The 26,096-nt window shown below is 60.7% G+C and carries 20 protein-coding genes; 15 read left to right on the forward strand and 5 right to left on the reverse strand.

What is annotated here, in order from left to right; genetic code table 11:
• Positions 1–117 precede the first annotated feature (117 nt).
• The 3 genes from IV109_RS01280 (at position 118) to IV109_RS01290 (ending at position 3,467) form a co-directional block, all read left to right on the forward strand.
• Positions 118–579, forward strand: a complete 462-nt coding sequence (locus IV109_RS01280; protein ID WP_296691135.1) for a hypothetical protein — start codon at positions 118–120, stop codon at positions 577–579.
• Between the two features lie 97 nt (positions 580–676).
• Complete coding sequence (locus tag IV109_RS01285; protein WP_296691136.1) at positions 677–2,161, forward strand: methyl-accepting chemotaxis protein; 1,485 nt, start codon at positions 677–679, stop codon at positions 2,159–2,161.
• 16 nt (positions 2,162–2,177) lie between these two features.
• Positions 2,178–3,467, forward strand: a complete 1,290-nt coding sequence (locus IV109_RS01290; RefSeq protein WP_296691138.1) for an ATP-binding protein — start codon at positions 2,178–2,180, stop codon at positions 3,465–3,467.
• 13 nt (positions 3,468–3,480) lie between these two features.
• Here IV109_RS01290 and IV109_RS01295 read toward each other — a convergent pair whose 3' ends face one another.
• Positions 3,481–3,885 carry an FKBP-type peptidyl-prolyl cis-trans isomerase gene (locus IV109_RS01295; protein WP_296692471.1) on the reverse strand — a complete coding sequence of 135 codons (405 nt, stop codon included), beginning with the start codon at positions 3,883–3,885 and terminating at the stop codon, positions 3,481–3,483.
• A 129-nt stretch (positions 3,886–4,014) separates the two neighbouring features.
• On the opposite strand from IV109_RS01295, the gene IV109_RS01300 reads away from it, so the two are divergent.
• From IV109_RS01300 to IV109_RS01310, 3 genes are all read left to right on the forward strand, one after another.
• Entirely contained in the window at positions 4,015–5,529 is a 1,515-nt protein-coding gene (locus tag IV109_RS01300; RefSeq protein WP_296691141.1) for a bifunctional aminoglycoside phosphotransferase/ATP-binding protein, read from the forward strand.
• 81 nt (positions 5,530–5,610) lie between these two features.
• A complete protein-coding gene (locus IV109_RS01305; protein WP_296691142.1) occupies positions 5,611–6,795 on the forward strand; it encodes a YncE family protein in 1,185 nt (394 codons plus the stop codon).
• Between the two features lie 103 nt (positions 6,796–6,898).
• Positions 6,899–7,939, forward strand: a complete 1,041-nt coding sequence (locus IV109_RS01310) for an alpha/beta hydrolase (RefSeq protein WP_296691144.1) — start codon at positions 6,899–6,901, stop codon at positions 7,937–7,939.
• A 57-nt stretch (positions 7,940–7,996) separates the two neighbouring features.
• On the opposite strand, the gene htpG is transcribed toward IV109_RS01310, so the two are convergent.
• A complete protein-coding gene (htpG, locus tag IV109_RS01315; RefSeq protein WP_296691147.1) occupies positions 7,997–9,967 on the reverse strand; it encodes a molecular chaperone HtpG in 1,971 nt (656 codons plus the stop codon).
• A gap of 278 nt (positions 9,968–10,245) precedes the next feature.
• On the opposite strand from htpG, the gene IV109_RS01320 reads away from it, so the two are divergent.
• Both IV109_RS01320 and IV109_RS01325 read left to right on the forward strand, forming a co-directional pair.
• The gene (locus IV109_RS01320; RefSeq protein ID WP_296691149.1) at positions 10,246–12,798 is read left to right on the forward strand and encodes a PAS domain-containing sensor histidine kinase; all 2,553 of its coding nucleotides are present in this window, start codon (positions 10,246–10,248) and stop codon (positions 12,796–12,798) included.
• A complete protein-coding gene (locus tag IV109_RS01325) occupies positions 12,795–13,736 on the forward strand; it encodes a diguanylate cyclase (RefSeq protein WP_296691151.1) in 942 nt (313 codons plus the stop codon). The genes IV109_RS01320 and IV109_RS01325 overlap by 4 nt, the downstream gene beginning before the upstream one ends.
• On the opposite strand, the gene IV109_RS01330 is transcribed toward IV109_RS01325, so the two are convergent.
• Both IV109_RS01330 and IV109_RS01335 read right to left on the reverse strand, forming a co-directional pair.
• Positions 13,716–15,011, reverse strand: a complete 1,296-nt coding sequence (locus IV109_RS01330; protein ID WP_296691153.1) for an alpha/beta hydrolase — start codon at positions 15,009–15,011, stop codon at positions 13,716–13,718. The two genes, IV109_RS01325 and IV109_RS01330, sit on opposite strands and share 21 nt — an antisense overlap.
• A gap of 119 nt (positions 15,012–15,130) precedes the next feature.
• Entirely contained in the window at positions 15,131–16,075 is a 945-nt protein-coding gene (locus IV109_RS01335; protein ID WP_296691155.1) for a pseudouridine synthase, read from the reverse strand.
• A gap of 178 nt (positions 16,076–16,253) precedes the next feature.
• Between IV109_RS01335 and IV109_RS01340 the strand changes: the two genes are divergently transcribed.
• The 6 genes from IV109_RS01340 (at position 16,254) to IV109_RS01365 (ending at position 23,216) form a co-directional block, all read left to right on the forward strand.
• Positions 16,254–17,777, forward strand: a complete 1,524-nt coding sequence (locus IV109_RS01340; RefSeq protein WP_296691158.1) for a caspase family protein — start codon at positions 16,254–16,256, stop codon at positions 17,775–17,777.
• A gap of 63 nt (positions 17,778–17,840) precedes the next feature.
• Positions 17,841–18,338 carry a hypothetical protein gene (locus IV109_RS01345; RefSeq protein WP_296691159.1) on the forward strand — a complete coding sequence of 166 codons (498 nt, stop codon included), beginning with the start codon at positions 17,841–17,843 and terminating at the stop codon, positions 18,336–18,338.
• Positions 18,339–18,341: 3 nt separating this feature from the next.
• Entirely contained in the window at positions 18,342–18,878 is a 537-nt protein-coding gene (locus IV109_RS01350) for an OmpA family protein (protein ID WP_296691160.1), read from the forward strand.
• Between the two features lie 169 nt (positions 18,879–19,047).
• A complete protein-coding gene (locus tag IV109_RS01355; protein ID WP_296691163.1) occupies positions 19,048–20,727 on the forward strand; it encodes a CHASE2 domain-containing protein in 1,680 nt (559 codons plus the stop codon).
• Positions 20,728–20,739: 12 nt separating this feature from the next.
• On the forward strand, positions 20,740–22,731 hold the full coding sequence (locus IV109_RS01360) for a caspase family protein (RefSeq protein WP_296691164.1): 1,992 nt from the start codon (positions 20,740–20,742) through the stop codon (positions 22,729–22,731).
• The gene (locus IV109_RS01365; protein WP_296691166.1) at positions 22,728–23,216 is read left to right on the forward strand and encodes a hypothetical protein; all 489 of its coding nucleotides are present in this window, start codon (positions 22,728–22,730) and stop codon (positions 23,214–23,216) included. The genes IV109_RS01360 and IV109_RS01365 overlap by 4 nt, the downstream gene beginning before the upstream one ends.
• A gap of 18 nt (positions 23,217–23,234) precedes the next feature.
• Here the strand turns inward: IV109_RS01365 and IV109_RS01370 are convergent, their stop codons facing one another.
• The gene (locus tag IV109_RS01370; RefSeq protein WP_296691167.1) at positions 23,235–23,969 is read right to left on the reverse strand and encodes a Crp/Fnr family transcriptional regulator; all 735 of its coding nucleotides are present in this window, start codon (positions 23,967–23,969) and stop codon (positions 23,235–23,237) included.
• A gap of 178 nt (positions 23,970–24,147) precedes the next feature.
• On the opposite strand from IV109_RS01370, the gene IV109_RS01375 reads away from it, so the two are divergent.
• Positions 24,148–26,094, forward strand: a complete 1,947-nt coding sequence (locus tag IV109_RS01375) for an AMP-binding protein (protein ID WP_296691169.1) — start codon at positions 24,148–24,150, stop codon at positions 26,092–26,094.
• Positions 26,095–26,096 lie beyond the last annotated feature (2 nt).

Genomic DNA, 26,096 nt, shown 5'->3' on the forward strand with positions numbered 1-26,096 from the left:
GCCAATGCGGCCAGCCAGCTTTAGTGCACCTGATCTACCGGCTGCACGTGGTGATCTTTAGAATGTCGGTGCCGCACGTTTCTGCGGCACAGATACCAATGTAGTTGTTGCAAAGACATGCCCGGATCCCATTCAACCGACGATTTTGCCGATGGCAGATACAGGCCCCACGGGCGCCTGGAGGTGCACGTCGAAGAAAATATCTGCATCTACCGTGCCGAAGGCCCTTTCAATCTGGAAGCGATTTTGGCCTTGGGCAAGGCGCGTCGCGCCATCGTTGAGGAATGGGGCGACCGGGGCCCCGCCTCCGCGACCATTGTGCAGTTCTACACCAGCATGCTGATGTCCCAGGATGCACTGGACGCCTATACAATGGGCATGCAGATGCACCTCACGAAAACCAAGCCGAATGTGGCGGTGGCCTGGGTGGTCGCACCCACGGTGGAGGGGCGCAGCATCATGCTGCGGCATTTTGAGAAGATTTTTGCCAGTCTCAACGTGCCGTGGAAGTCATTTGAAAGACTGGACGAAGCAAGCGCCTGGGTTCAGTCCAAAGTGGATGCTGCCCTCCGCCCTTGACGGACAGGCAGCGCATTGCCTAAACACGATAGCAGGCGCATACTGATCCAGCAGAGCACTTTCTCTGCGCGTTGGCCTTTTTGTGAAAGACCCCCCTATGTCAGAAAATGCTGTTAACAGGGGTGCGTCGTCACTCACCCACCTGGGCGATCGGATTTTGCTGGTAGCGATCGGCATGAGTGCCGTAGCGAGTGCCGTTCTCGGGCTTCAATTTGTTGAATCGGGGCTGGCCATCGGCACCACCATCGCCCTCCTTGCGATCGCGGGCGTGGGCTTCGCCTTGACCAGGAACTCGGGCGCAAGTCGGTATGTGCTGACCTTTGTCCTGGTGTCATTTGTCGCGCTGCATATTCAGCTGGCGCGCGGCATGATCGAGTTGCATTTTGGCGTTTTCGTGGTGCTGGCGTTTTTGCTGGTTTACCTTGATTGGAAAGTCATTATTTTTGGCGCGGCGCTTTTTGCCGTGCACCATGTCGTATTCGATCGCATGCAGGCGGCGGGGCTGGGCGTGTATTGCACCACCGAAGCGAGCTTCATGCGTATCTTGTTGCATGCGCTGTATGTGGTGATTCAGTCTGGCGTCGAGGTTGTCCTTGCTGTACAAATGAGCCACGCCGCGCGCGAGGGTGAAGAGCTGGGACATCTGGTTGCCAGCGTGAACCGCTCCGATGGCATCTCGCTCAATGTGGCCGGCGTTTCTTCGACGACCGACGGCGGCAATGCATTGAAAGCGACGCTCCATCGCATGGAGGCAGCGGTGGCCAGTGTGCGATCCGGTGCCACGGGGATTGAAGTCGCCTCGGCCGAGATTGCAAGCGGCAATCAGGACCTGAGCGACCGGACCGAGCAGACTGCCAGCAATTTGCAGCGCACGGCCAGCAACATGTCGACCTTGACCAGCACCGTGAAGCAGTCGGCGGAAAGTGCGCGTCAGGCCAACCAGCTGGCCATGAGTGCCAGTGCCGTTGCCATCAAGGGTGGCCAGGTCGTGGCCCAGGTGGTTGAAACCATGCAAGGCATCAACGATGCCTCGCGCAGGATTTCCGACATCATTGGTGTGATTGACGGCATTGCGTTCCAGACCAACATCCTGGCACTGAATGCTGCAGTCGAGGCCGCACGGGCCGGCGAGCAGGGCCGTGGCTTTGCGGTCGTGGCCTCGGAAGTCCGCAGCCTGGCTGGCCGTTCGGCTGAAGCGGCGAAAGAAATCAAGAGCCTGATTGGCGCCAGCGTAGAGCGCGTGGAGCAAGGTTCCGCCTTGGTGGGCCAGGCCGGTACCACCATGACGGAGGTGGTCAGCAGCATCAGCCGGGTGACCGATATCATGGGTGAGATCAGTGCAGCCAGCTCAGAGCAGGCTGCAGGGGTTGCGGAGGTGGGCGATGCCGTCACGCAGATGGACCAGGCAACCCAGCAGAATGCCGCGCTGGTGGAGGAAATGGCGGCTGCGGCCAGCAGTCTGAAATCGCAGGCGCAAGAACTGGTACAAACGGTGTCGGTGTTCATCCAGTCGGGCGATCACAGTGGCATGCCTTCTTTGCTGGGTGGCCAACGACTTTCGACAAGGGCGCATGCCCGTTAAGGAGGGGTAGTACAAGATGGAGTCCGAGGGGAATTTGCTAGGGACGGGCGAGGCCCGCAAACGCGAAGCAATTCTGGCCAAAGTTTTTGATCTTGTCCCGGACACCCTGACCATCACGCGGGTTGCGGACGGCCGTTTTGTCGAGGTCAATGGCAACTGGGAGGCCTTGACCGGCTACCCACCCGAGGAAGCCATTGGCCACACCTCCATGGAATTGCAGGTCTGGGCTGTGCCAGAGCAGCGCACAGAACTGCTGGCCCAACTTCGCCGGGATGGCGAGGTGCGCAGTTTCGATGTCACGTTCCTGCACAAGCAAGGGCATTTGTATTACTGCAAGGTTTCTGCCAGTCTCTTTGAGTCGGACGGTGAAAAGTACATGCTTCTTGCGGTGCAGGACGTTACCCGGCAGCGGGCGGCTGAGATGGAGATTCGTGAACTCAACCAGGAGCTGGAAGACCGCGTGCAAAGGCGCACTCTCAAGCTTGAGCAGGCCAACACCGAATTGGCCCATGCCCTGGAAACGCTGCAACACGCCAAGGACGAACTGGTGCGCACGGAAAAAATGGCGGCGTTGGGTTCACTGGTGGCGGGTGTTGCCCATGAGCTCAATACCCCCATTGGCAACGGCCTGACCGTAGCCAGCACGCTGGAGCACAAGATTTCCGCGTTCAACCAGGCCATGGCCGATGGCCTGAAACGCTCTGTTCTGGATCAGTTTGTTACAGACACGCGCAACGCCAGCGCCATTTTGTCGCGTAACTTGACCCGCGCCGGGGAACTGGTTCGCAGTTTCAAGCAGGTGGCAGTTGACCAGACCAGCGCGCAACGACGGAAGTTTGGCCTGCAGGAGGTGGTGTCCGAGATTGTGTTGACCATGGGCCCCACCATTCAAGAGGGCGCTTGCACCGTGGACACATCCATCGCGAGCGACCTGGTGCTGGACAGCTACCCGGGGCCGCTGGGGCAGGTGCTGAGCAATCTGATCAGCAACGCCATGATTCATGCTTATGTCCCGGGTCAGGGCGGTGTGATCGGCATTCATGCGCGCGCGCTGGAGCGCGACGAAATTGAGCTGACGGTGCGTGACCAGGGCCGAGGCATAGAGCCTGCCAACCTGAAGCGCATCTTTGAGCCGTTTTTCACGACCCGAATGGGCCAGGGTGGGTCTGGTTTGGGTTTGCACATCGTGCACAACATCGTGACCGATGTGCTGGGTGGTCGCATTGACGTGCAAAGCGTGCCCGGGCAGGGCACGACGATGACTCTGCGTCTGCCGCGCACTGCGCCGGTGGCGCTTCCCAGATAGCGGGGACGTTTGACTACTTGCCGTTGATCCCCAGCAACTCGACTTCAAACAGCAAAGTGGCATTGGGCGGAATGACGTTGCCTGCGCCGCGCTGGCCATAGGCGATGCCTGACGGGCAGGTGAGTTTGGCTTTGCCGCCGACCTTCATGCGCTGCACGCCCTCGGTCCAGCACGGAATGACATTGCTCAAGGGGAATTCAATGGCGTCATTGCGTTTATAGGAGCTGTCGAATTCGCGGCCATCGGGGAAGGTGCCGCGGTAGTGCACCTTGACGGTGTCGCTGGCCTTGGGGCTGGCCCCTGCGCCGTCCTTGAGCGAGCGAAACACCAGGCCACTGGGGGTGACCACGGCACCGGCTTCTTTGGCCGCCGCCGCGGTCACAGCGTCAGCGGCCCCGGCTGAGGGCAGGAATGCCATGGTGGCGATGAGGGCGGCCATACAAAGCGTAGTTTTCATGGGCAGTTTTTTCTATTGAGTTCAAGCACGGCTGGCCATTGTCGCAGGCCGGGTCCGTCAGTGCTGACCTTGTACCTTATCATGGGTTTCATGAACCCCAACTTGCCTCCGCTCATCCAGGCCCTGCTGGAGCCGCAGCGCTATCCGGCTGCGGTACAGCGGGTTGAACTGGTCCAGACTCATATCTCGTGGGTGCTGCTGGCGGGCGATTTTGCCTACAAGATCAAGAAGCCGCTGAAGTTGCCGTTCCTGGACTTCAGCACGCTGGCGCAACGCCGGATTTTCTGTCTGGATGAGTTGCGCCTGAACAGCCGTTTTGCGCCGGATATTTACCTGGACGTGGTCGGCATTTTCAACACACCGGACGATCCGCAATTTGGCGGGCCGGGGGCGCCGATTGAATACGCTGTCAAGATGCGGCGCTTCGATGAAGCCGGACGACTGGACCGGGTCTGTGCCCGCGGCGCGCTGCAGCCTTCGCACCTGTCCGATCTGGCTGACACGCTGGTTGCTTTTCACGGGGCGGCAGCGATAGCGCCGCTGGCGTCGCGCTTCGGCTCACCCGCGCAAGTGCTGGCACCGGTACGGGACAACTTTCATGACCTGTTGCGACTGCTACCCGAAGCGGAGATGCAGACCCGGCTTGCCGCTTTACAGACCTGGAGCGAAGCTCAATTCAAGCAACTCAAGCCGCTGATGCAAGCGCGCAAGCAAGCGGGGCGGGTGCGCGAATGCCACGGCGACCTGCATCTGGCCAATCTGGTTTTGATTGATCAGCGCGCGCGGATGTTCGACTGCATCGAGTTCAACGAAGACCTGCGCTGGATCGACGTGGCGAGCGAAATCGCCTTCACCTATGTCGACCTGCTCGCGCACGGTCAGCCGGGGCTGGCTGACTGGTGGGTGGACGAGGTGTTGAGCCGCAGTGGCGACTACGAGGCCGCGCTGGTGCTGCGTTTTTATGCGGTGTACCGGGCCATGGTGCGGGCCAAGGTGGCGGCGATTCGCGTGAGTCAGGCAGGCGGCGACGGTAGCGAGGCGCTGGCTTATATCGCGCTGGCAGAACGCCTGGTGGCACCACCGCCCGTGCGGCTGGTGATCACGCACGGGCTGTCGGGCTGCGGCAAGTCCGTTGTCTCCAGCCAGCTGCTGCAAAGCGACCCCCATGCATCGACCTTGCGCCTGCGTTCGGATGTGGAGCGCAAACGTCTGTTCGGGCTGGCGAGCACAGCGCGCAGTGGCTCCACCACGAACACCGGCATTTACGCGCCCGACGCCCACGCCAGTACCTACGGCCGTCTGCACGAGCTGGCCGCCCTGTTGCTGCGCGCCGGCTGGTCGGTCATTGTGGACGCCACATTCCTGAAACGTGCCGACCGCGACGCCTTCCGTGCGCTGGCCCGGGATGCCGGTGCGGTATTTGCCATCCTGGCGCCGCAGGCCACGCCGGCGCAACTGCGTGAACGCATCCTGGCGCGCAACGCCCTGGGGCGCGATGCGTCCGAGGCGACGCTGGAGGTGCTGGCGCAACAGATGCGCGCCATCGAGCCGCTGGGGGCGGAGGAAGTGCCCATGACCACCCGGACTCCTAGAGGAAAGCCCTAGGTCTTTTATGTTGATTCGGTGCGTACCATCGGAATCAGCCCGCCGGGCCTGTTGAACTTTCCAAACGTAAAGGTGAATACCATGAGATTTCGAATTTCAATCGTTGCAGTTGTCAGCGCGTTGGTGCTCGCGGGTTGCGCCAACGTGGTGCCTGCAGGCAAACGCGAACTGATGATTGTGGCCAACGACGAGAAGCAGGCCTGGGACAGCACGGGCAAGGTGGTGCTGAGCGCCCCCGGCCGGGATACCGTGTCGATCATCGACATTGGCACCGATCCGCTGGCGCCCAGAATCATCACCAACCTGGCTTTGCCCAACACGATTGCCGGGCCACCGGTCAATCTTGCGATCACGCCCGACGAGACGCTGGCCATTGTGGCGAATTCGCTCAATGTGATCAATGAGAACGGCGTATTCAAGCAAGTGCCGGACAACCGCCTGTGGGTCATTGACCTGACGACCACGCCGCCCAAGCTGATTGACACGGTGCTGGTGGGCAAGCAACCCTCCGGTCTTTCCATCAACCGGGCAGGCAATCTGGCCCTGATTGCCAATCGTGCTGACAACTCGGTCAGTGTGCTGCGCATTACCGGCAAGAAGGTGGAGCTGATTGACACGGTGCCCATCGGTGAGTCGGTCGCCCATGTGCGTTTCACGCCCGACGGCAAGCGAGCCCTGGCGGCCAAGTTTCCGGGGCACAAAATTGCATTTCTGAACGTGAACGGTGAAAAGGTCACCTACAGCAAACAGGACGTGCCGGCCGGGCTGTGGCCCTACAACGTTGACGTGACACCGGACGGCAAGCTGGCACTGACGGCTGACAACGGCAACTCTGGCGCCTCGGACGGTCATGTGGATACCGTGAGTGTCATTGACCTCGAGATGAGTCCACCCAGAGTGATTGACAAAGTCGTGGTCGGCGACGGGCCAGAAGGATTGACGATCAGCCCGACCGGAAAAATGGCGGTGGCGGTGCTGCTCAAAGGCAGTAATTCAGCCGCAACCGCGCCGTTTTACAACCGCAACGCGTCCGTGGTTGCATTGAAGATTGAGGGTAAAAAAGTCACACGCGGCAACGAGGTGGAGGTGCGCGGCCTGCCCGAAGGTGCGGTGTTCAGCCAGGATGGCCGTTATCTCTATGTGGGCAATTTCATCGACCAGGACATCTCTATCCTGCGTGTCGACGGTGACCAGCTGGTGAACACAGGCAAGTCCTTACAACTGCCGGGGCATCCTGCCGCAATGCGCGGGAAGCTGACCCACTAAGCGCTATCCCGAATCGCTGCGTCGCGCCAGGTGCCTTTCTGTTCCCGGACTGGACCTGGCGCTGCGATAGACGGGGTTTTTTCATTCAATCAGAGAGATATCCATGACTGCTCGTTTACTGCATGCCACCCTGTTCCTGTTTGCCGCCTTGCTGGCTGGCTGCGCCACTTCTCAGGCGCCGTCGGCTCCGGCCGCGCTACCCACTTACGCCGACGCTGAACCCCTGGGCGCAGCGATGGAGGGCTGGGTCTATCCTTACCCGGTAGAGACGCTGCAGTTCGAACAGGAAGGCCGCCTGCTGCGCATGGCCTACATGGACGTCAAGCCGGCCAAGCCCAATGGCAAGACCGTGGTGCTCTTGCATGGCAAGAATTTTGGCGCGGAGTACTGGGAGAACACGCTGCGCTCGTTGTCGGCCCAGGGCTATCGCGTAATTGCACCGGACCAGATCGGTTTTGGCAGGTCGTCCAAGCCCGAGATGCGCTACACCTTTCCCATGCTGGTCGATAACACCGTGCGCCTGCTTGACCACCTGAAAGTGGATCGGGTGGCCATCGTGGCCAACAGCATGGGCGGCATGTTGGGCGTGCACTTCGCGCGCAGCCACCCCCAGCGCGTCTCCGCTCTGGTGCTGGAGAACCCGCTGGGCCTGGAAGACTACGTGTCGAGCATCCCGCCGCAGCAGACCGCCAACCTCGTGAAGCTTGAAATGGCGCAGACGACCACAAGCTACCGAAGCTTCATCAAGAGCTATTTCAAGGACAACTACCGCCCGGAGTTCGAACGCTTCGTCGAGCAGTTCGCGCGCGTGCAGCAAAGCAGCGAGTATCCGCGTTTCGCCCACGTCTCGGCGCTGACCTACCAGATGATCTACGACGGCCCGACCTATAACGAACTGCCCAAGCTGACGGTGCCCACGCTGCTGGTCATCGGCCAGCTCGACCGAACGGTCTTTGGCCGCCGCTTCGCGCCGCCCGAGGTGGTTAAGCCCCTGGGTAATTTCCCGCAATTGGGTAAGGCTGCGCAGAAGCGCATCCCGGGCGCCAGGCTGGTGGAGTTTGACAACGTGGGCCACGTGCCGCATCTGGAAGCACCCGAGCGCTTCCACGCTGCGGTGCTGGAGTTCCTGGCTGACAAGCGCTAAGCATGGCAAACGAGGTCACCCGGCGCACGGGTGGCCTCGCATGATCCCTCCAAGAATTCAAATCAGCAGGGCATTCACCCGTTTCACATAAGCCGCCGGGTCGGCCGGCAGGCCGCCTTCGGCCAGCAGGGCCTGGTCAAACAGGATGTGCGCCAAATCGTTGAAGTGCACGGATCCGTCGAGCTTTTTCACCAGCGCGTGTTCAGCGTTAACTTCCAGCACCGGCTTGACGTCGGGTGCCGCCTGACCGGCCTGCTTGAGCATGCGAGCCAGTTGCGTGCTCATGCCGTGGTCCTGGACCACCAGGCAAGCGGGCGAGTCGACCAGACGGGTGGTGACGCGCACATCTTCTGCCTTGTCTTTCAGGGCTTCCTTGAGCTTGGCCAGCAGGGGTTTGAAGGTTTCGGCTGCTTCTTCGGCGGCTTTCTTTTCGGCCTCGTCCTGCAGTGAGCCCAGATCGACCGCGCCTTTGGCCACGCTTTGCAGCGGTGTGTCGTCAAAGTCCTGCAGGTAGTTCAAGGCCCACTCGTCGACGCGGTCGGTCATCAAAAGCACCTCAATGCCCTTTTTCTTGAACACTTCGAGTTGCGGGCTGTTTTTGGCGGCAGCGGCGGTGTCGGCGGTGATGTAGTAGATGGCCTCCTGGCCTTCCTTCATGCGCGCCTTGTAGTCGGCAAAGCCCACGCTCACGGTGTCGGTGGTGCTGGAGGCAAAACGCAGGAGCTTGGCCAGGCGTTCCTTGTTGGCAAAGTCTTCGCCCAGGCCTTCCTTGAGCACGGCACCGAATTCAGCGTAGAACTTGCTGTATTTGCCCTCGTTGGCCTTGTCTTCTTCCGACACCACATCCGTCACGCCGTCGGCGGACGGTGCCGGCAGCTTGTCGTGCTTGGCCAGGTCTTCCAGCATGCCCAGCACACGCTTGGTGCAGCCTTCGCGGATGGCTTTCACATCGCGGCTTTCCTGCAGCAGCTCACGGCTCACGTTCAGCGGCAGGTCGGCGGAATCGACCACGCCTTTGACGAAGCGCAGGTAGGTCGGCAACAGCGCCTCGGCATCGTCCATGATGAAGACGCGCTTCACATACAGCTTGACGCCGGCTGATTTCTCGCGGTTGTACAGGTCCATCGGCGCTTTGCCCGGGATGTACAGCAGCTGGGTGTACTCGGTGCTGCCCTCCACCCGGTTGTGGGTGTAGGCCAGTGGCGCTTCGAAGTCGTGGCTGATCTGCTTGTAGAACTCCGTGTACTCGTCAGCGGTGATGTCTTTCTTGGCGCGCGCCCAGATGGCGTTGCCCTTGTTGACCGCTTCCCACTCGCCGGTCTTGACCATCGCGCCGGGCTGGCGACCGCCGGCCTCATCACCGGGGTTGATCAGCTCGCCGTCTTTCCACTCTTCTTTTTCCATCAGGATCGGCAGGCTGATGTGGTCGGAGTATTTGTTGATGATGCCTTTGAGCTTCCAGGCACTGCAATAGTCCATCGCGTCTTCGCGCAGGTGCAGGATGACGCTGGTGCCGCGCGGGGCACGGTCGATGGTCTCGACTTCAAAGTCGCCCGCGCCACCGCTGATCCAGCGCACGCCCTCCGTGCTCTTCATGCCGGCGCGGCGGGACTCGACCGTGATCTTGTCGGCCACGATAAAGCCGGAGTAAAAGCCCACGCCAAACTGCCCGATGAGCTGCGAGTCAGCCTTCTGGTCGCCGGAGAGCTTGGACACGAAATCCTTGGTGCCGCTCTTGGCAATCGTGCCCAGATGGTCAATGGCTTCCTGCGCGCTCATACCAATGCCGTTGTCGGCGATGGTGAGCGTTCGGGCGTCCTTGTCAAAGGATACCCGCACTTCAAGCGTGGGCGAGTCTTCGTACAGGCCACTGTCGTTGATGGCCTCATAGCGCAGCTTGTCACAGGCGTCCGACGCGTTGGAGATCAGCTCGCGAAGAAAGATCTCCTTGTTGGAGTAGAGCGAGTGGGTCACAAGATGCAGCAGCTGGGCTACTTCGGCCTGAAAGGAAAGGGTTTGCTTGGTCATTGTGGTCTTGAAGGTCTAACAAATGAAAAGCGGTGGTCGGGAAACCGGCGCCGCGAACCCTCAATTATGGGCGATATCACGAGGTTTCAAGGGCCAGTTGCAGCGTCCGCTTCGGTCTGTGACTTCGAATAAAGACGTGCTATGTGCGCTGGCGCACGCAGCCCTGCATGCCTGACTGATATTCTGGGACATTCATGCTGTTCAAGGCAGGGAGTTTTCCACACGCTCTTTCAGCCACGCGATTTGTCAGATTCATTGCGTGTTTACCAAGATTGATCATGTCAGAAAAAACGTTGAGTTTCACCACGCAGAATGCGGTTGTCGCCGTGGCCGAGGGCATCACCGAGGTCGGGCGCCAGGAGGCGCTGCTGATCACGGGCGCCTTGCAGAACGCGATCCTCAACAGCGCCAACTTCTCCAGCATCGCTACCGACGCGAAGGGGGTCATTCAGCTTTTCAACGTGGGTGCGGAGCGGATGCTGGGCTACAAGGCTTCCGACGTCGTGAACAAGATCACGCCGGCTGATATCTCTGATCCTCGCGAATTGATTGTGCGGGCCAAGGCGCTGAGTCTGGAGCTTGAAACCGCCATTCAGCCCGGATTCGAAGCCCTGGTGTTCAAGGCCTCGCGCGGCATTGAGGATATTTACGAACTGACCTATATCCGCAAGGATGGCAGCCGCTTTCCCGCCGTGGTGTCGGTCACGGCGCTGCGCGATGCGCAAAACACCATCATCGGCTACTTGCTGATTGGCACCGACAACACGGCACGCAAACAGGCTGAAGAAGCGCTGCTCAAGGCTGGCGCCTTGCAGAGTGCGATTTTCAACAGCGCCAATTTTTCGAGCATTGCTACCGATGCGAAAGGGGTCATCCAGATTTTCAACGTGGGCGCTGAGCGCATGCTGGGCTACGCGGCAGCCGACGTGATGAACAAGATCACGCCCGCGGACATCTCCGATCCCAAGGAAGTGATCTTGCGTGCCCAGACCCTCAGCTCCGAACTCGGAACCCAGATCGAGCCGGGCTTTGAGGCCCTGGTGTTCAAGGCCTCGCGCGGTATTGAGGATATTTACGAACTGACCTATATCCGCAAGGACGGCAGCCGCTTTCCCGCTGTGGTGTCGGTCACGGCGCTGCGTGATGCGCAAAGCACCATCATTGGCTACCTGCTGATCGGTACCGACAACACGGCGCGCAAGCAGGTTGAGGCGCAGCAAAAGCTGCTGGACCAACGCTTGCGTGATCAACAGTTCTACACCCGCTCGCTGATTGAATCCAACATAGACGCAATCATGACGACCGATCCGCAAGGCATCATCTCAGATGTCAACAAGCAGATGGAGGCGCTCACCGGCTGCACGCGGGACGAGCTGATTGGCGCACCATTCAAAGACTACTTCACCGATCCGGATCGGGCAGGCGCCGCCATCAACCTGGTGCTGCGCGAAAAGAAAATCACCAACTACGAACTCACGGCCTGTTCCCGGGAGGGCCGCGAAACGGTGGTCTCCTTCAATGCGACCACCTTTTATGACCGGGAACGCAGGTTGCAGGGTGTCTTCGCTGCTGCGCGCGACATCACCGAGCGCAAGCTGCTTGACCAGGTGCTGCACGAAAACAACCTGGAGCTTGAAAGCGCCAGAGCCGTAGCGGAAAAAGCCAATCTCGCCAAATCGGACTTCCTCTCCAGCATGAGTCACGAGTTGCGCTCCCCGCTCAATGCCATTCTGGGTTTTGCCCAGCTCATGGAGTCGGGCCAGCCCCTGCCCACACCCAGCCAAAAGGGCAGCATCGACCAGATTCTCCAGGCTGGCTGGTACCTGCTGGAGTTGATCAATGAAATCCTGGACCTGGCTCTGATCGAGTCCGGCAAGCTGTCGCTGTCGCTCGAGCCGATATCACTACCGGAACTGCTGCTCGATTGCCAGGCCATGATCGAACCGCAAGCGCAGAAAAGCGGTATCCGCATCAGCTTCCCGCAGTTCGACGGCCCTTATTTTGTCAAGGCCGACCGAACCCGCATGAAGCAGGTGCTGGTCAATCTGCTGACGAACGCTATCAAATACAACCGCCCCAGTGGAACTGTGGAGGTGACGTGCCATGCGCTTGACGCGCAGCGCCTGCGCATCAGCGTGAAGGACAGCGGCGAGGGCTTGTCCGCAGAAAAGCTGGCCCAGCTTTTCCAGCCTTTCAATCGCCTCGGGCAAGAGGACGGTACGGAGGAAGGCACCGGCATTGGCCTGGTGGTCAGCAAGCGGCTGGTGGAATTGATGGACGGCGCAATCGGTGCGCAAAGTACGGTGGGTGCGGGCAGTGTGTTCTGGTTTGAACTGAACCAGGCCGCGGCGCTACAGGTGCCGGCGCTCGACGAGGAGCCCGTGGCGTTGGTGCAAGCCGGTGTGCCGGAAGGCGCTGCGCTGTGTACCCTGCTGTACGTGGAGGACAACCTGGCCAACATGCAGCTTGTGGAGCAACTCGTTGCGCGACGTCCCGACATGCGCCTGCTCCGCGCTGGCGATGGCGTGAGTGGCATTGCGATGGCGCGTATTCATCAGCCCGATGTCATCCTGATGGATATCAATCTCCCTGGCATCAGCGGCATTCAGGCGCTGAAAATATTGCGTGAAGATCCGGCCACCCGGCACATTCCGGTTCTGGCCCTGAGTGCCAATGCCATGCCGCGTGATATCGAAAAAGGTCTGGAGGCGGGATTTTTCCGCTACCTCACCAAACCCATCAAAGTGGGTGAGTTCATGCTGGCACTGGACACCACCTTCGCCTTTGTGCGCAGTGGACCGGACCACGCGGCATTGGGAGAATCCGTTTGACGGTTGACCTGACCGATATCCTGGGCGCACGCATTCTGATCGTGGACGATCTGGCGGCTAACGTGCAGTTGCTGGAGAGAATGTTGCATGAAAGCGGCTATCGGTGCCTGACGTCGACGATGGACCCGCGAACCGTGTGCGCACTGCATGCCACCCACCACTACGACCTGATTTTGCTGGATCTGCAGATGCCTGGCATGGATGGCTTTGCGGTCATGGATGAGCTGAAGAAAATTGAAACCGAGGGCTATGTTCCGATACTGGTCATCACGGCTCAACCCGGGCACAAGCTGCGCGCGCTGACTTCGGGTGCGAAAGACTTCATCAGCAAACCCTTTGATCTGATGGAATTCAGGATGCGCGTTTACAACATGCTGGAGGTTCGCCTGTTGTACAAAAAACTCAAAAACAGCAACCGCATGCTGGAGTCGCTGGCCTTGCATGACCCGCTGACGGGACTGCCCAACCGGCGGTTGCTGATGGACCGGCTTGCCCTGGCCATTGCGCATGCCAAACGGCACAACCGTACGATGGCGCTCATGTTTCTGGACCTGGATGGGTTCAAGCAGGTCAATGACACTTTGGGTCACGACGTGGGCGATACGCTGTTGCAAATGGCGGCAAAGCGCCTGGTGGGCGCGGTACGACAAGGTGACACCGTGGCGCGGTTGGGGGGCGACGAATTCGTGGTTGCGCTGCCGGATCTGAAGCATGGTGATGATGTGGTGGAGCTGGTTGCCAAAGTCGTGCAGGCCATGGCGCAGCCCTATCGCATTCAAGGCCATGGCGTGAATGTCACCGCCAGCGTCGGGGTCAGTGTCTATCCGGCGCACGGTGAGGATGTGCAGACGCTGATGAAGAGCGCTGATCTGGCCCTCTATGAGGCCAAGAACTCAGGCAAGAACGATTGCCGTATCTCAGGCCATGCCGAGTTGTGATGCGGGTTCCCCGGGAGTCAACCACCGCACCATTTGCTTCGCCACCTCGGGACTGCTGAGCAGGGCCATATGACCGGTGTGATAAACGATCAGTTGTGACTTCTTCGCAAAGCTCAGGTTGCGCGGTGCTTCCTCATGCTGGCCCAGCGCGCTGGGCAGGGGCACCAGGCCGTCGCCCAGCAGTCGGTCGGCCAGCGTGCCACGTTGGGGTGCCATGGTCGCCGCCACGGCATAGCAGGCCACGCCCTCAGGCAAAGGCAATATCTGCCGGTCATCGGGCTTGCGGTGAAAGCGGTCGTGACCGACCCAGTCTTCGTCCAGCACGTGGCCGTAGCGCAGGTCGGTGATGCCAGCGCTGCGCAGCTGACCCAGTTTGGCAAAGGGTTTGGTGTAGGGCGTGCTGCCCAGGATGACGTCCACCCAGTTGCCAGCCCGCTCCAGTGGTGCGCCATGGTGTGGCGTACCCAGAAACACGATGTTCTTCAAATACCCGGGCCATCGCAAACCCTGTTGTCTGGCCATGTGGAACGCGCTTCGCGTCAGCAGGCCGCCCATGCTGTGGGCCACCACCGTCAACTCCTCCATTGGCACGGGCCAATGGGCGAGCAGTTGCTCCAGTTGGGCGGTAAGCTCGCGGCCGTTTTGCGAGACATGCAGGCCGGTGTTGTAGCGCAAATAGACCGGCGTGTAACCCAGCGCCGAAGCCAGGGTTGCGCCATGGTCGCGCACCTGCTCCTTGTCTCCCTTGTGATGGCCTCTGTGCCGGGTGTGCCATTGCAGGTCATTCATGCACAAGCCATGGATCAGCAAGAGCACCTTGCCCGTGGCTTCGGGCATGGACGGCATGGCCTGCCAGTCCAGCGTCTGGCCCTGATAGCGCAGGCTCATGGGGGTGGCAAAAGGGCTGTTGCTCTCCAGCAGACGGTCGCCCATGACGCCGTTGAGTGCCGCCAAGATGGCTTCACGCTCGGGCGTCGCGGCCTTGGCCGCATCGGACGAGGCAAGCAGGGGCTCCAACCGGGCCAGCAGAGTTTCCATGCCCTTGCCCAGCAGGTGTGCGACGCCATTCACGCTTTTGTAGACCATGCCGGTCAGGCCGCGCGTCTGTCCGGGCTTTGTGCCGCCGGGCATACCCATGGTGCTCAACACCGATTGGTGCACGCCCTCGGCAATGCGGGCCACGCCCGTGGTCGCCTGGGTGGCGAGTTGGGCGATGCCCCGGAGGTCGGATGCGCGCAAATGTTTGAGCGCGGATTTGCTTGCAGGTTCTGTCATGTCAGTCGACGCAGTGGATAAAGAATCACCCGGCGTTCGCGCATTGTGGACAACAAATCAGCCGCGCACTAGAGGCGCCTGCCTAGGCTGATGCGACAGGTTGGCACCTGCAGCGCCTGTCAGAAGCGTTCGTGCGGCGCCAGGTAGCGCCACTGGCCCAGAGGCAAATTGCCCAGCATCACGTGGCCAATGCGCACGCGCTTCAAGCCCACGACTTTGAGGCCGACCAGCTCGCACATGCGGCGAATCTGGCGTTTCTTGCCCTCGGTCAAGACCACGCGCAACTGCTCGGGGTTTTGCCAGCTTACCTTGGCGGGCTTCAAGGCCTGACCGTCCAGGCTCAGACCATGGCGCAGCAGGCGCAACTTGTCGGCCGGGAAGACGGACTGCACATCGGTGCTCACCGGGTCGTCGTCGTCAATACGGCTCAGTTGCGTGGGCTTGCCGCCGTACGTGGCCGCGGCGGAGTTGGCTGCCGCCACGTTCTCGGTGCCGGTGTACACCACCCGCACCAGATACTCTTTCTCCATCACCGAGTCTTCGCCAATCAGCTGGCGCGCCACGCGGCCGTCCTGTGTCAGCACCAGGAGACCTGTGGAGTCAATGTCCAGCCGCCCCGCCGGGACCAGATTTTTGAGCTGGCTGGGGTGAAAGAAAAAGCGGGCATTGTCCTCAGCCCAGCGGTTTTGTGGCTGCACCAGCGTGATGGCGGGCTCGTGGCCATCTTCGGCCTGCCCGCTGACCAGGCCGAGCGGCTTGTTGATCAGCACCGTGACCTGGTTGGCCTGTTGGCCCTGGGCCTGTTTGTTGATCTCGATGCGGACATCGGGCATGACCTGCATGCCCATGGTCGCGATTTCGCCATTGACCTTGACCCAGCCTTTGGCAATCCAGTCGTCGGCTTCACGTCGCGAGGCCAAGCCCAGTTCGGCCATACGCTTGTTCAGGCGCAAGGTGCCATTGGGGCCGATGGCCGCCGTATTGCTTTGACCTGCCGGAGCGGGCGTGCGGCCGGAAGGCGGTGCAGCACGACGGAATACAGGAGTGGGCTTGGGGTCTGTCATTTGCTATATCTTTTGTAGCTTAAGGTGCATATTTTACGAGGGCTATGGGCCAATATCTCGTCTAACCCGAAATCGTTGACCCCCCGGCCTGCAATATTCGATACAGTTTGGCATAAGCTGCTCCATTTGCTGGACATGTTCGCCCAAGTGCTTGCCTGCCAAATATCAAACAGAATCCATGAAAAATCAAGTAACCCTGCTCAAAATCACAGCCGTGGCGATGCTGGCGCTCACAGGCCTGTGCGTCCCGGTTCAGGCTCAGGCTCCGCTGGACATTCGGGTGGCGCTGGTGATCGGCAACTCGGCCTATGCCGGTGCGCCGCTGCTTAACCCGGCCAATGACGCACGCGCCATGGCGGACACTTTGCGTGGACTGGGGTTCACGGTGGTAGAACTGCGCGATGCCAGGAAAGAGGAGATGAATGCGGCCATCGCCAAGGTGCGCGAATCACTCAAGGGCAAGCAGGGCGTGGGCATGCTGTATTACGCCGGCCATGGGCTGCAGCTGGACTGGCGCAACTACATGGTGCCGGTCAATGCCAACCTGTCAAAGGCTTCGGATGTGGTGGAGCAGACGATTGACATCAGCAGTGTGATTGATGCCTTCAAAACGGCAGGCAATCGCATGAATATTCTGGTGCTCGATGCCTGCCGCGACAACCCGTTCGCCGGCACGGCCACTGGCAAGGGTTTGGCGCAGCTGGACGCGCCGCCGGGGACCTTTCTGGCCTATGCGACGGCACCTGGCAATGTGGCCGAGGACGGTGACGTCAAGAGCGGCAATGGCCTGTACACGCAGTATTTGCTGCAAGAGCTGAAGAAGCCAACGGCTGCCATTGAAGATGTCTTCAAGCGGGTTCGGCTGCAGGTTCGGTTGAAGAGCCAGGGGCGCCAGATTCCCTGGGAATCCACCAGCCTGGAAGAGGATTTCTATTTCACCAAAGGCAAGACCCCCGGCCGAAAGGGCGAGCCGCTTGATGATGCGGCACTGGAGCGGGAGTCGGGTCTGTGGGACAAGACCAAGCAGCTCAATACCGTGGATGCTTTTGCGGCCTACCTGTCGCAATACCCCGGTGGCCTGTATTCGGAAATAGCGCAGGCCAAGCTGGACCGACTGCAAAAGCCGCTGGTGGCCCCCCAGTTCAAGACGGGGGACACCTTGGCCAACGATTCCAGCACCGAAAGATTCAGGGTCGGGGATGTCTATGAATACCGTGTCGACGCATCAGGCGTGTCGGCCAACGGCGTTATCACAAGGCGGATGAAGGTGACGGCTATTCGCGACGATGTGGTTGAAATCAATGGCGGCGCTCGCAAGCTGGACCTGCTGGGCAATACCCAGACTGTGCGTGACCACGTTTGGCGCGATGCCCAGTTCTTCCCCGCCAACTACCAGGCCGGGAAGAAATGGGTGCTGCGCGCACAGATCGATACCGACGCGCGCGATGACACGGTTTCACTTGACGCACGCATCGGCGCGCGAGAAAAAATCAGCGTCACTGCGGGGGAGTTTGAGGTCTACCGGGTGGATATCAGCGGTTTTGGAAAGGAGGGCCATCGCTACAGTTGGACTTTCTGGATGAATCCGAACTACGGCATGCCCATCAAGTCCCTGGTGACCATCTCCAACCCCAAGGGCAAGATGCGCAAGAACGAAAAAAGCGAATTGGTGGCTCTGAATGCTGTGCGCGATGGGCGTTAGACTGGCATGGATGCCAAATTTGGCATAGCCAATATCCATAAGCGAATCCAAGGAGCGAATTCAATGATCAAAGGCACCGCACAAAAGTTGGTATTCACCGCAGCACTGGCGCTGACGCTGGTTGCCTGCGAATCCAACCCCGGGCAGACCCAAAGTGCTGCGCCGCCCAAGGCCGAGATTGCGTTCGTGGACTTGCAGGCCTTCGATCGGGATTTGTCGGGTTCACTTGGTGCGCCTTTGCCCAAGGTGGATGTGGCTTTTTACGACCGCATTGTTCCCAGCGCACTGCCCGAGCGTTTGCAGCACTGGATGGCTTCGGTGGAGGCGGGTGGCGGTACGGTGAAGGTTGTGCCACCCAAATCCAGTGTGACGGCGAAGAGCCCGCTCCTCTTGCTGAGCGCGATCAGCTCCCTCTGGTCGGCCTCCAAAATGGCCAAAGAGGTGTCTGCCAACGCCCAGTTCAAGGCCGCGCAGGCCTATGACGCGGAAATCATCCTCAAGCAGGATGGCAAAGGTGAGTCGGTGGTCGATAAAGTGGTGTTCACCCAGCGCAAGAAGTAGATCATGATCCTCAGCGTTTTCAGAATTTTTGCCTGGCTGGCGTGTGCTTGTTTGCTCGTTCCTGCATGGGCGCAAACCGCCGCACCGAGCGCAGAGCAGATGATCGAGCAACTCAAGGCGCCGCGGACGCGCAGTCTGCGCAATCTTTCGGTGGAGGCCGTGTCGGCGCAAACCGACGCTGCGTCGGCGGGAACACCGGGACGTCCTTCGCTGTCCTTGCTGATCCAGTTTGATTTCAATTCAGCGCGCGTGCGGCCCGAGAGCCAACAGGCCCTGGCCAATTTGTCCCAGGCACTGCAGTCTGCCGAGCTGGGGGCTTCCAGGTTCGCCGTCGAAGGCCACACCGACGCCAAGGGCAGCGTGGACTACAACCTCAAGCTCAGCCAGCAGCGCGCCCAAGCGGTGCGGGATTTCCTGAAGACCCAGGGCGTGAACGAAGCACGCCTGGTGGCGACTGGCAAAGGTTCTGCGGAGCTTGCCAATGCCGCCGAACCTTTTGCGGCAGAAAATCGGCGTGTGCGCATCGTCAATCTGGATTGACGCGGTGCTGACCACGGTCCGAGCGCATCCAGGGTAAGTTCCCAGTGAAAAATATGCCATTGACCAGTGGATTGATTGCACAGTGCGCTACTAAATTTAGAGCATTGACCGTGCTTCTGTGGGGCGGCTTGTTGTCGTCCGCTTGCGCGCAACGTTGAGTCTCCCTGCAATGCAGTTTCTCCAGGGTATCGCGCACCGGCTTGGCGCCTTGCCGGCCCGGCGCGTGACCTGGGGCCTGGTGCTGTTCTTCTCCATCTGGGTCGTGCTGGATGTGTTCGTGCTCAAGCTCAGCGGCGGCGTGGCGCAATCGAGTTACGACGCCATGGTGCGGGCGCGCCTGGTCGCCGCCGCCCCGGACCCGCGGATTGTCATCGTCGACATTGACGAGGCATCGCTGGCGCGCATGGGGAAAGAGTTTGGCCGCTGGCCCTGGCCGCGCGACACGCTGGCCACGGTGTTGCAACATATCGAGGCCCAGCAGCCGGCGGCGGTGGTTTGGGATATTTTGTTTTCCGATGCGGATCGGCTGAGCCCCGGTGGCGATGCGGCTTTCAACGAGGCGGTGCGGCGCAGCCAGCGCAGCCACTTTTCGGTGGTCAGGTTGCCCCGCTCCAACGATTCCGCCAGTCAGATCACACGTGCCGCTTTGCCGGGCCTGTGGCTGCTTGCGCCGCCTTCGCCAAACGTACCTCCACCCGTTGCCGGTGAATCCACTGTGGCCAAGGCCGCCACGGTGGCGCTGATCCCGCCAGCGCTGCCTGCGGTGGCGAGCGCCCGTCTGGGTTTCAACAATGGCTATGTCGATCAGGATGGCGTGTTGCGCCGCTATCGCTTCGTGGAGCCCCTGGCCGATGGCACGGCGATCCAGTCGATCGCCGCCAGTGTTTTAAGTGCTACTAATTTGGACGCATACAAAGACTATTCCGAAAGGGCTGGCGGCGCGTTTGATTCAAGAGGCGAGCTGATTTCCTGGCGCAAGCGAGGGGATGCCTATCCGCATATTTCGTTTGCCGACGTCTTTGAGCAGGCCGAAGGTGTCAAGCCTGTGGCAGGGCAGTCCACCTTTGCCGGCAAGGTCGTCATCGTGGGTGCCACAGCGCCCAGTCTGCATGACATTCACCCGTCGCCGCTGTCCAACATGCAGGCCGGGGTGGACTCGCTGGCCACGGTGATCGACAACGCACTGAACCGGCGGCACCTGCATGAACTGCCGCGTTGGCTCCAGGCCGGGCTGGCTATCGCGCTGTGCGTGGGCCTGGCCCTGTGGGTTCAGTTCAAAAGCGTGGCCTCCCTCGTGCCGGCCTTGCTGGCCCTGCCCGCTGCTCTGCTGGGCATCGGGTACCTGAGTCTGAACGGTTTGCCGGTATTTCTGGACCTGCACCTGGCGGCGGGTCTGGCGCTGGTGTTTCTGGCGGTATTGCGCTACTGGAACACATTGCGTCGCAACTACTGGTGCTCGCCGCCCTCCTCGACCGCACAGGCGCTGGCGATCTGGCCCTGGGAGCGAAGCGATGCCTGGCTGGAAGGCGCGCTGGACCGTTTGATTGATGCCGTGGAGCGCCATGCGCCGACCTGCCGTGTGGTGGTGTGCGATGCCAACGTGATCTGGCCCGCAACGCTGCGCTGGCCTGAACTCGCGCGCTTCGCGGCGGTGGTCGGACCGCAGGAGGCTGTGTTGGAAGCCCGGGACAAACTGGAGCCCGCGCTCCGGCGCCTGGCCCGGCGCAGCGGCGAGCCGGTGCTGCTTGATTCTTCGCCAAACCGTGCAGAGTTGGCAAAGACTATATTCATGGTATGGGCAACGTTTCAGAAAACGGATACAAACCAGGAATCCAGACCGAAAGGTTGAAAGGGAGACACGATGAAATTGAAAGCTGTTGGGTTGTTGTTGGGTGGGCTGGCGAGCTTGGGTGCCCAACTGGGCGTGCAAGCGCAAACGGCGCAAACCGCCGTGCCCGGTCAGGCGCTGACGGCGTTGCGCGCCACCGATTTGCGCGCGGACAAGCTGGCGTCCGCACCGGTACTGCGCAGCCTGGCAGCGGGCTCAGCCTTGCGCCTGGTCAGTGTGGAGGGCGGTTGGGCCCTGGTGGAGGCGGCAACCCCTGCTGACAAGCCGGGGGCAAGAATGTCGGGCTGGGTGCGCGCCAGCACGGTGAACTGGCAGGCCGGCAGTTCACTTGCGTCGGGTCTGGCCAGCGGTCGTGAAGCATCAGGCAATACGGCCCTGACATTGGGCGTGCGCAGCCTGCCCCCGCGTATCAATCGCCACGCCTTGATCATCGGCATCAGCCGCTATGCGGACGCAGGGACACCGCCGCTGCCCGGTGCGCGCATTGACAAGGAAACGGCCACACAAATGGCGCAGGCCATGCAGGTGCCGGCGAGCAACATCCGGTATTTGCAGGATGAGCAGGCGACCGGCAACAGCATCCGCCAGGCGTTGCAGGAGCTGACCGACAAGGTGCAGGACGGAGACCGGGTGTTTATTCACTATTCCGGGCACGGCACCCGCTACAACGATCCGGCGGCCGGTGGCTGTGTCGAGGCCTTGCTGGCCTATGACGGAGGCCAGAGCGGCATGATCACCAATCGCGAGATGGCCGACATGCTCAAGACCATCACCAACAAGACGGACAAGCTGTTTGTGATGTACGACGCCTGCCATTCCGGTGGCCTGGTGCAGAACGCGGCATCGGTGCGAACGCGTGGCCTGACTAACGCCAATGACGACGGTGTTCTGCGGCCGAAGTTCTCCAGCATTTCCGAAGAGTGCGGACGTCCTGTCAATATCAAGACCCGCAACCTGATGGTGGAGGCCGTCGCGAAAGGGGGGTTGCCACAGGACATCATCCACGTCAGCGCCTCGCGGGACAACGAGATCAGCTTTGACGATGAACTCAAAGGTGGCCTGGCCACCCAGTTCATGCGCGACTGCATGCTGCGCGATGCCAAAGACCTGGACAACTCCGGCGCCATCAGCATGGAGGAAATAAAAATGTGCGCCCAGGAGAAAATCAACAAACGCATGGCCAACGATGCGAACTACAAGGCGCACAACCTGGTGCTCAATGGCAATGCCGCGTTTGTGCCCGCCTGGTTCAGCCAGGTCAGTGCAGCCCCGCTTGCCTTGGTGACGCAAGCGCCTGCCGCGGCCGTTGTGTCTATTGCGCCAGCCCCCGTGGCGACGCAAGTCAAACCGACAGCCGTCAAGCCGACACCTGTCGTGGCTGCGCCGACCCTTGCAGTGCCTGCGGTGGTGACAGCCGCTGCACCTGTCGCCGTTGCGTCAGCTCCGGCTCCGGTAGTGCAGCCTGCACCTTTGACCGGCGAGCAGGCTTTGCGCCAGATGTTTGACCAGCGCGATGCCAAGCGCCGGGTGCAGGTGGTGGCGAGCAAGGACAAGCTCAAGATCGGGCAGGACGTGCTGGACTTCTCGGTGCAGTCGGACCGTGGTGGCTACGTGTATGTCGCCCTGGCAGGCTCCGACAACAAGTCGGTCTATCTGCTGTTTCCCAACGACCTGGACCAGAACAACAAGATCGAGGCCGGGCAGCAGCTTCTGTTGCCGCGCCCCAACTGGCGCGTCAAGGCTGGCGGTCCGGCGGGCACAGACAACCTGCTGGTGATGGTGGCTGACGGTCCGCGAGACCTTGCTCCGCTGGCGGCGAGCAAGGCGGGCGCCTTCGTCTCCTCGCTCAATGACGCACAGGGCCGCGCCAAGCTGGGGGCACTGATGTCCAGCTCGCGCGCGGTGACCAGCCAGTCCTGTGCCAATGCAGGCGCAAGAAAGAACAACCCCGTGTGTTCGGACGCCTATGGGGCAGCCATGGTTTCAGTGGAGGAGATTCAATGAGTGATTCGAAAGCAAAATTTGTTGCTGCATTTTTGATGGCATCTTGCGCAATCAGTGCGCAGGCCCAGGGCGTTTTAACGGCTGTTCCGCAGGGTTGGCTGATTACCGCAGCCGAGGCGATTGAGTTCAAGGGCGAGGACGGCTTCAACGAGCCGCCCGCCTTGCGTCCGCGTGCGGTCGTGCCGCTGATCGACATCCTCAAACCCGAGCCGGTTTCCGATCTGAAGGTTAAGGCGCCGTTCGCGATTGCGGTGCAGTTCAAGAGCCAGGCGGATGCGCCGATTGACCCGGGAACCTTCAAGGTGATGTATGGCACATTCAAGGTCGATATCACCAGCCGCATTACCAAGTACGTCAAGGTCACCAAGGAAGGTTTTTCGCTGGAGAACGCGCAGATCCCGACGGGAAAGCATCGCCTGACCATGCAGGTGCAGGACGAAAAGCAGCGTGTTGCAGAGCGGGAACTGCGGCTCGAAGTCGAATAAGCCGCTGGCGGCGGGTTGTCAGTCCAGCGGCAGAGCCGCTGGAGGCGCGGAGCCGCTTGAGCGCAAGGCGGCCAGATTCAGCACACGCAAGCCGCCATACTCGACGCGAATGGAGTCCTGCCCGGCCAGCGCCGTTAGTGCTTCATTCACGCGCTGACGCGACAAACCCACCAGATACGCCAGCTCTTGCTGGGTGATGCGCAGTACCTCGCCGACGCCGGGGTAGAGCACCGGGTTGAACAGCGCCGCCAGGCTTCGAGCCACCCGGATGTCGGGGTTGGTCATGCGGTCAATTTCACGCGCAGCAATGAATTGGCCCAGGCGCTCGTTGAGCTGGTTCATCACAAACCGGTTGAAGCCGATGGAGTGGTCCAGCAGCCAGTGGAAGGTGTCCACATGCAACCCGGCCACCATGCTCTTGCGCAGCGCCTGGATGTTGTAGCGGTAGGTCTCGCGTTTGAGGGCCGTGCCCTCGCCAAACCACCCGCCAGGCGGAATTCCCGTGAAGGTCATGGTCTGGCCCTCGGCGTTGTCGCTGCTCATCTTGAGCAGGCCATCCACCACGCCAAACCAGTAGGTGACGGGGCGACCGGTGCGGCAGATGTATTCGCCAGGGATGGCATCGGCGATTTTCAGGTCGCCCACAGCGCGCTCGCGTTCATGCGGCGCCAGCAGGCGCATCCAGGGAATCGCATCCAGCTCGGCGGCAGTCAAGGAGCGGCGGCGTTGGTGAAGCGCGGAGTCGGTTGCCATGAATGGGTCAGAAGTGCTGTAAGTTGGAAGACAGTGAAGGGAAAACACCTAGCGGGAAACCTTCGAATTGTCGTCCAAACGACAACTTGGCGTCAAATGAATGTCTATTATTCGGGTCATTCCAGCAGTCCCTGGGCAACTTGCCCATATTGCTTTCATTTGACGACAAGGTACCGGGATGCAGACCACTTTCCCTCGACTTCTTTTGAACCATGCCACTCAGCGGCCGGCTGAACCTGCCATGCGTGAAAAGGAATATGGCATCTGGCAGGCCCTGTCCTGGGCGGATCTGGCCACGCTGGTGGAGCACCTGGCCTGCGGACTGCACCAGGCAGGTTTGCGCCGCAATGAGCACATGATCGTGGTCGGTGCGAACCGCCCCCGTCTTTACGCCACCATGCTGGCGGCCCAATCCCTGGGGGCGATCCCGATTCCCCTGTACCAGGACGCGGCGGCGGCGGAATGCGTTTTTCCGATTAATAACGCTGACGTGCGCTTTGCCTTTGCCGAAGACCAGGAGCAGGTGGACAAGCTGCTGGAGATTCGTGAGCAATGCCCCCAGTTGCAGCACATCTACTTCGACGATCCACGGGGTCTGCGCAATTACGACGAGCCGGGTCTGGCTGCGCTGGATGAGTTGCTGGCTTCGGGCAAGGCCTTTGCCGGCTTGCATGCGGATTTTTTCAAGACCGAAGTGAGCCTGGCCAAACCAGATGACGTCGCGGCCATGTTCTTCACCTCGGGCACCACCGGCAACCCCAAAGGCGTGGTGCACACCCACAACTCGTTGCTGAACCGGGCCAAGGCAGGGGCTGATTTTGACAAACTGACCCACGCCGAAGAAGTGCTGGCCTATTTGCCCCCCGCCTGGATTGGTCAGAATATCTTCAGCTACTCGCAGTGGCTGGCGTGCGGCTATGTGGTGAACTGCCCCGAGTCGGCGGCCACGGTCACCATCGATCTCAAGGAAGTGGGGCCCACCTATTACTTCGCCCCGCCCCGGGTGTTTGAAGGCCTGCTCACCAGTGTGATGATTCGCATGGAGGACGCCGGCGCCATCAAGCGCAACATGTTCCACTCCTTCATGGGTGTGGCGCAACGCGTCGGCCCGGCCCTGATGGATGGCAAACCCGTGTCGCTGGTGGATCGCGTGCTGTATGCACTGGGCAATGTGCTGGTGTACGGTCCGTTGCGCAACAACCTGGGTATGAGCCGGGTGCGCGTGGCCTACACGGCCGGTGAGGCCATTGGCCCGGACCTCTTTACCTTCTATCGCTCTATTGGCATCAACCTCAAGCAGTTATACGGTTCCACAGAGACTGCCGTGTTCGTGTGCCTGCAGCCCGACCACGAAGCGCGCGCCGACACAGTAGGTGTGCCCTGTGCGGGTGTCGAGATCAAGGTCGCCGACAACGGTGAAATCCTGGTCAAGTCACCAGGGCTGCTCAAGGAGTACTTCAAGAACCCGCAAGCCACTGCCGAAGTCATGAGTGCCGACGGCTGGTACCACACCAGCGACGCCGGCTTTCTGGACGCGCACGGCCACCTGAAGATCATCGACCGCGTCAAGGATGTAGGGCGCATCAAGGGTGGCGCCAATGACGGCGCCATGTTTGCGCCCAAGTATGTGGAGAACAAGCTCAAGTTTTTTCCGCACATCAAGGAAGTTGTGGCCTATGGGGATGGACGCGAAAAAGTCTGCGTCATGATCAACATCGACTTTGATGCCGTGGGCAACTGGGCCGAGCGCCGCAACCTGCCCTATGCCGGTTACACCGACCTGGCGCAAAAGCCCGAGGTCTATCAGCTCATCAAGGAATGCGTCGAGAAAGTGAATGCCGATCTGAGCGTGGACACGCTGCTGGCGGGCAGCCAGGTCAGCCGTTTTCTGGTGTTGCACAAGGAACTGGATGCCGATGATGGCGAGCTGACCCGGACCAACAAGGTGCGACGCGGTTTCATTGCCGAGAAATACGATGTGCTGGTCGATGCCCTGTACGGGGGCAAGACCTCACAGTTCATCGAAACCCAGGTCAAGTTTGAAGATGGCCGCACCGGCAGCGTCAGCGCCACGTTGCGCATCGATGACGCAAAGACTTTTGCCCCGGTCAAGGCCGCAGCCTGAAC

Source organism: Rhodoferax sp. (genome assembly GCF_018780565.1).
Lineage (GTDB): Bacteria > Pseudomonadota > Gammaproteobacteria > Burkholderiales > Burkholderiaceae_C > Rhodoferax.

Coding starts and splice junctions, on each gene's coding strand:
- IV109_RS01280 (WP_296691135.1), top strand. CDS start 118: ATGCCCGGATCCCATTCAACCGACGATTTTGCCGATGGCAGATACAGG.
- IV109_RS01285 (WP_296691136.1), top strand. CDS start 677: ATGTCAGAAAATGCTGTTAACAGGGGTGCGTCGTCACTCACCCACCTG.
- IV109_RS01290 (WP_296691138.1), top strand. CDS start 2,178: ATGGAGTCCGAGGGGAATTTGCTAGGGACGGGCGAGGCCCGCAAACGC.
- IV109_RS01295 (WP_296692471.1), bottom strand. CDS start 3,885: ATGGCATTCCTGCCCTCAGCCGGGGCCGCTGACGCTGTGACCGCGGCG.
- IV109_RS01300 (WP_296691141.1), top strand. CDS start 4,015: ATGAACCCCAACTTGCCTCCGCTCATCCAGGCCCTGCTGGAGCCGCAG.
- IV109_RS01305 (WP_296691142.1), top strand. CDS start 5,611: ATGAGATTTCGAATTTCAATCGTTGCAGTTGTCAGCGCGTTGGTGCTC.
- IV109_RS01310 (WP_296691144.1), top strand. CDS start 6,899: ATGACTGCTCGTTTACTGCATGCCACCCTGTTCCTGTTTGCCGCCTTG.
- htpG (WP_296691147.1), bottom strand. CDS start 9,967: ATGACCAAGCAAACCCTTTCCTTTCAGGCCGAAGTAGCCCAGCTGCTG.
- IV109_RS01320 (WP_296691149.1), top strand. CDS start 10,246: ATGTCAGAAAAAACGTTGAGTTTCACCACGCAGAATGCGGTTGTCGCC.
- IV109_RS01330 (WP_296691153.1), bottom strand. CDS start 15,011: ATGACAGAACCTGCAAGCAAATCCGCGCTCAAACATTTGCGCGCATCC.
- IV109_RS01335 (WP_296691155.1), bottom strand. CDS start 16,075: ATGACAGACCCCAAGCCCACTCCTGTATTCCGTCGTGCTGCACCGCCT.
- IV109_RS01340 (WP_296691158.1), top strand. CDS start 16,254: ATGAAAAATCAAGTAACCCTGCTCAAAATCACAGCCGTGGCGATGCTG.
- IV109_RS01345 (WP_296691159.1), top strand. CDS start 17,841: ATGATCAAAGGCACCGCACAAAAGTTGGTATTCACCGCAGCACTGGCG.
- IV109_RS01350 (WP_296691160.1), top strand. CDS start 18,342: ATGATCCTCAGCGTTTTCAGAATTTTTGCCTGGCTGGCGTGTGCTTGT.
- IV109_RS01355 (WP_296691163.1), top strand. CDS start 19,048: ATGCAGTTTCTCCAGGGTATCGCGCACCGGCTTGGCGCCTTGCCGGCC.
- IV109_RS01360 (WP_296691164.1), top strand. CDS start 20,740: ATGAAATTGAAAGCTGTTGGGTTGTTGTTGGGTGGGCTGGCGAGCTTG.
- IV109_RS01365 (WP_296691166.1), top strand. CDS start 22,728: ATGAGTGATTCGAAAGCAAAATTTGTTGCTGCATTTTTGATGGCATCT.
- IV109_RS01370 (WP_296691167.1), bottom strand. CDS start 23,969: ATGGCAACCGACTCCGCGCTTCACCAACGCCGCCGCTCCTTGACTGCC.
- IV109_RS01375 (WP_296691169.1), top strand. CDS start 24,148: ATGCAGACCACTTTCCCTCGACTTCTTTTGAACCATGCCACTCAGCGG.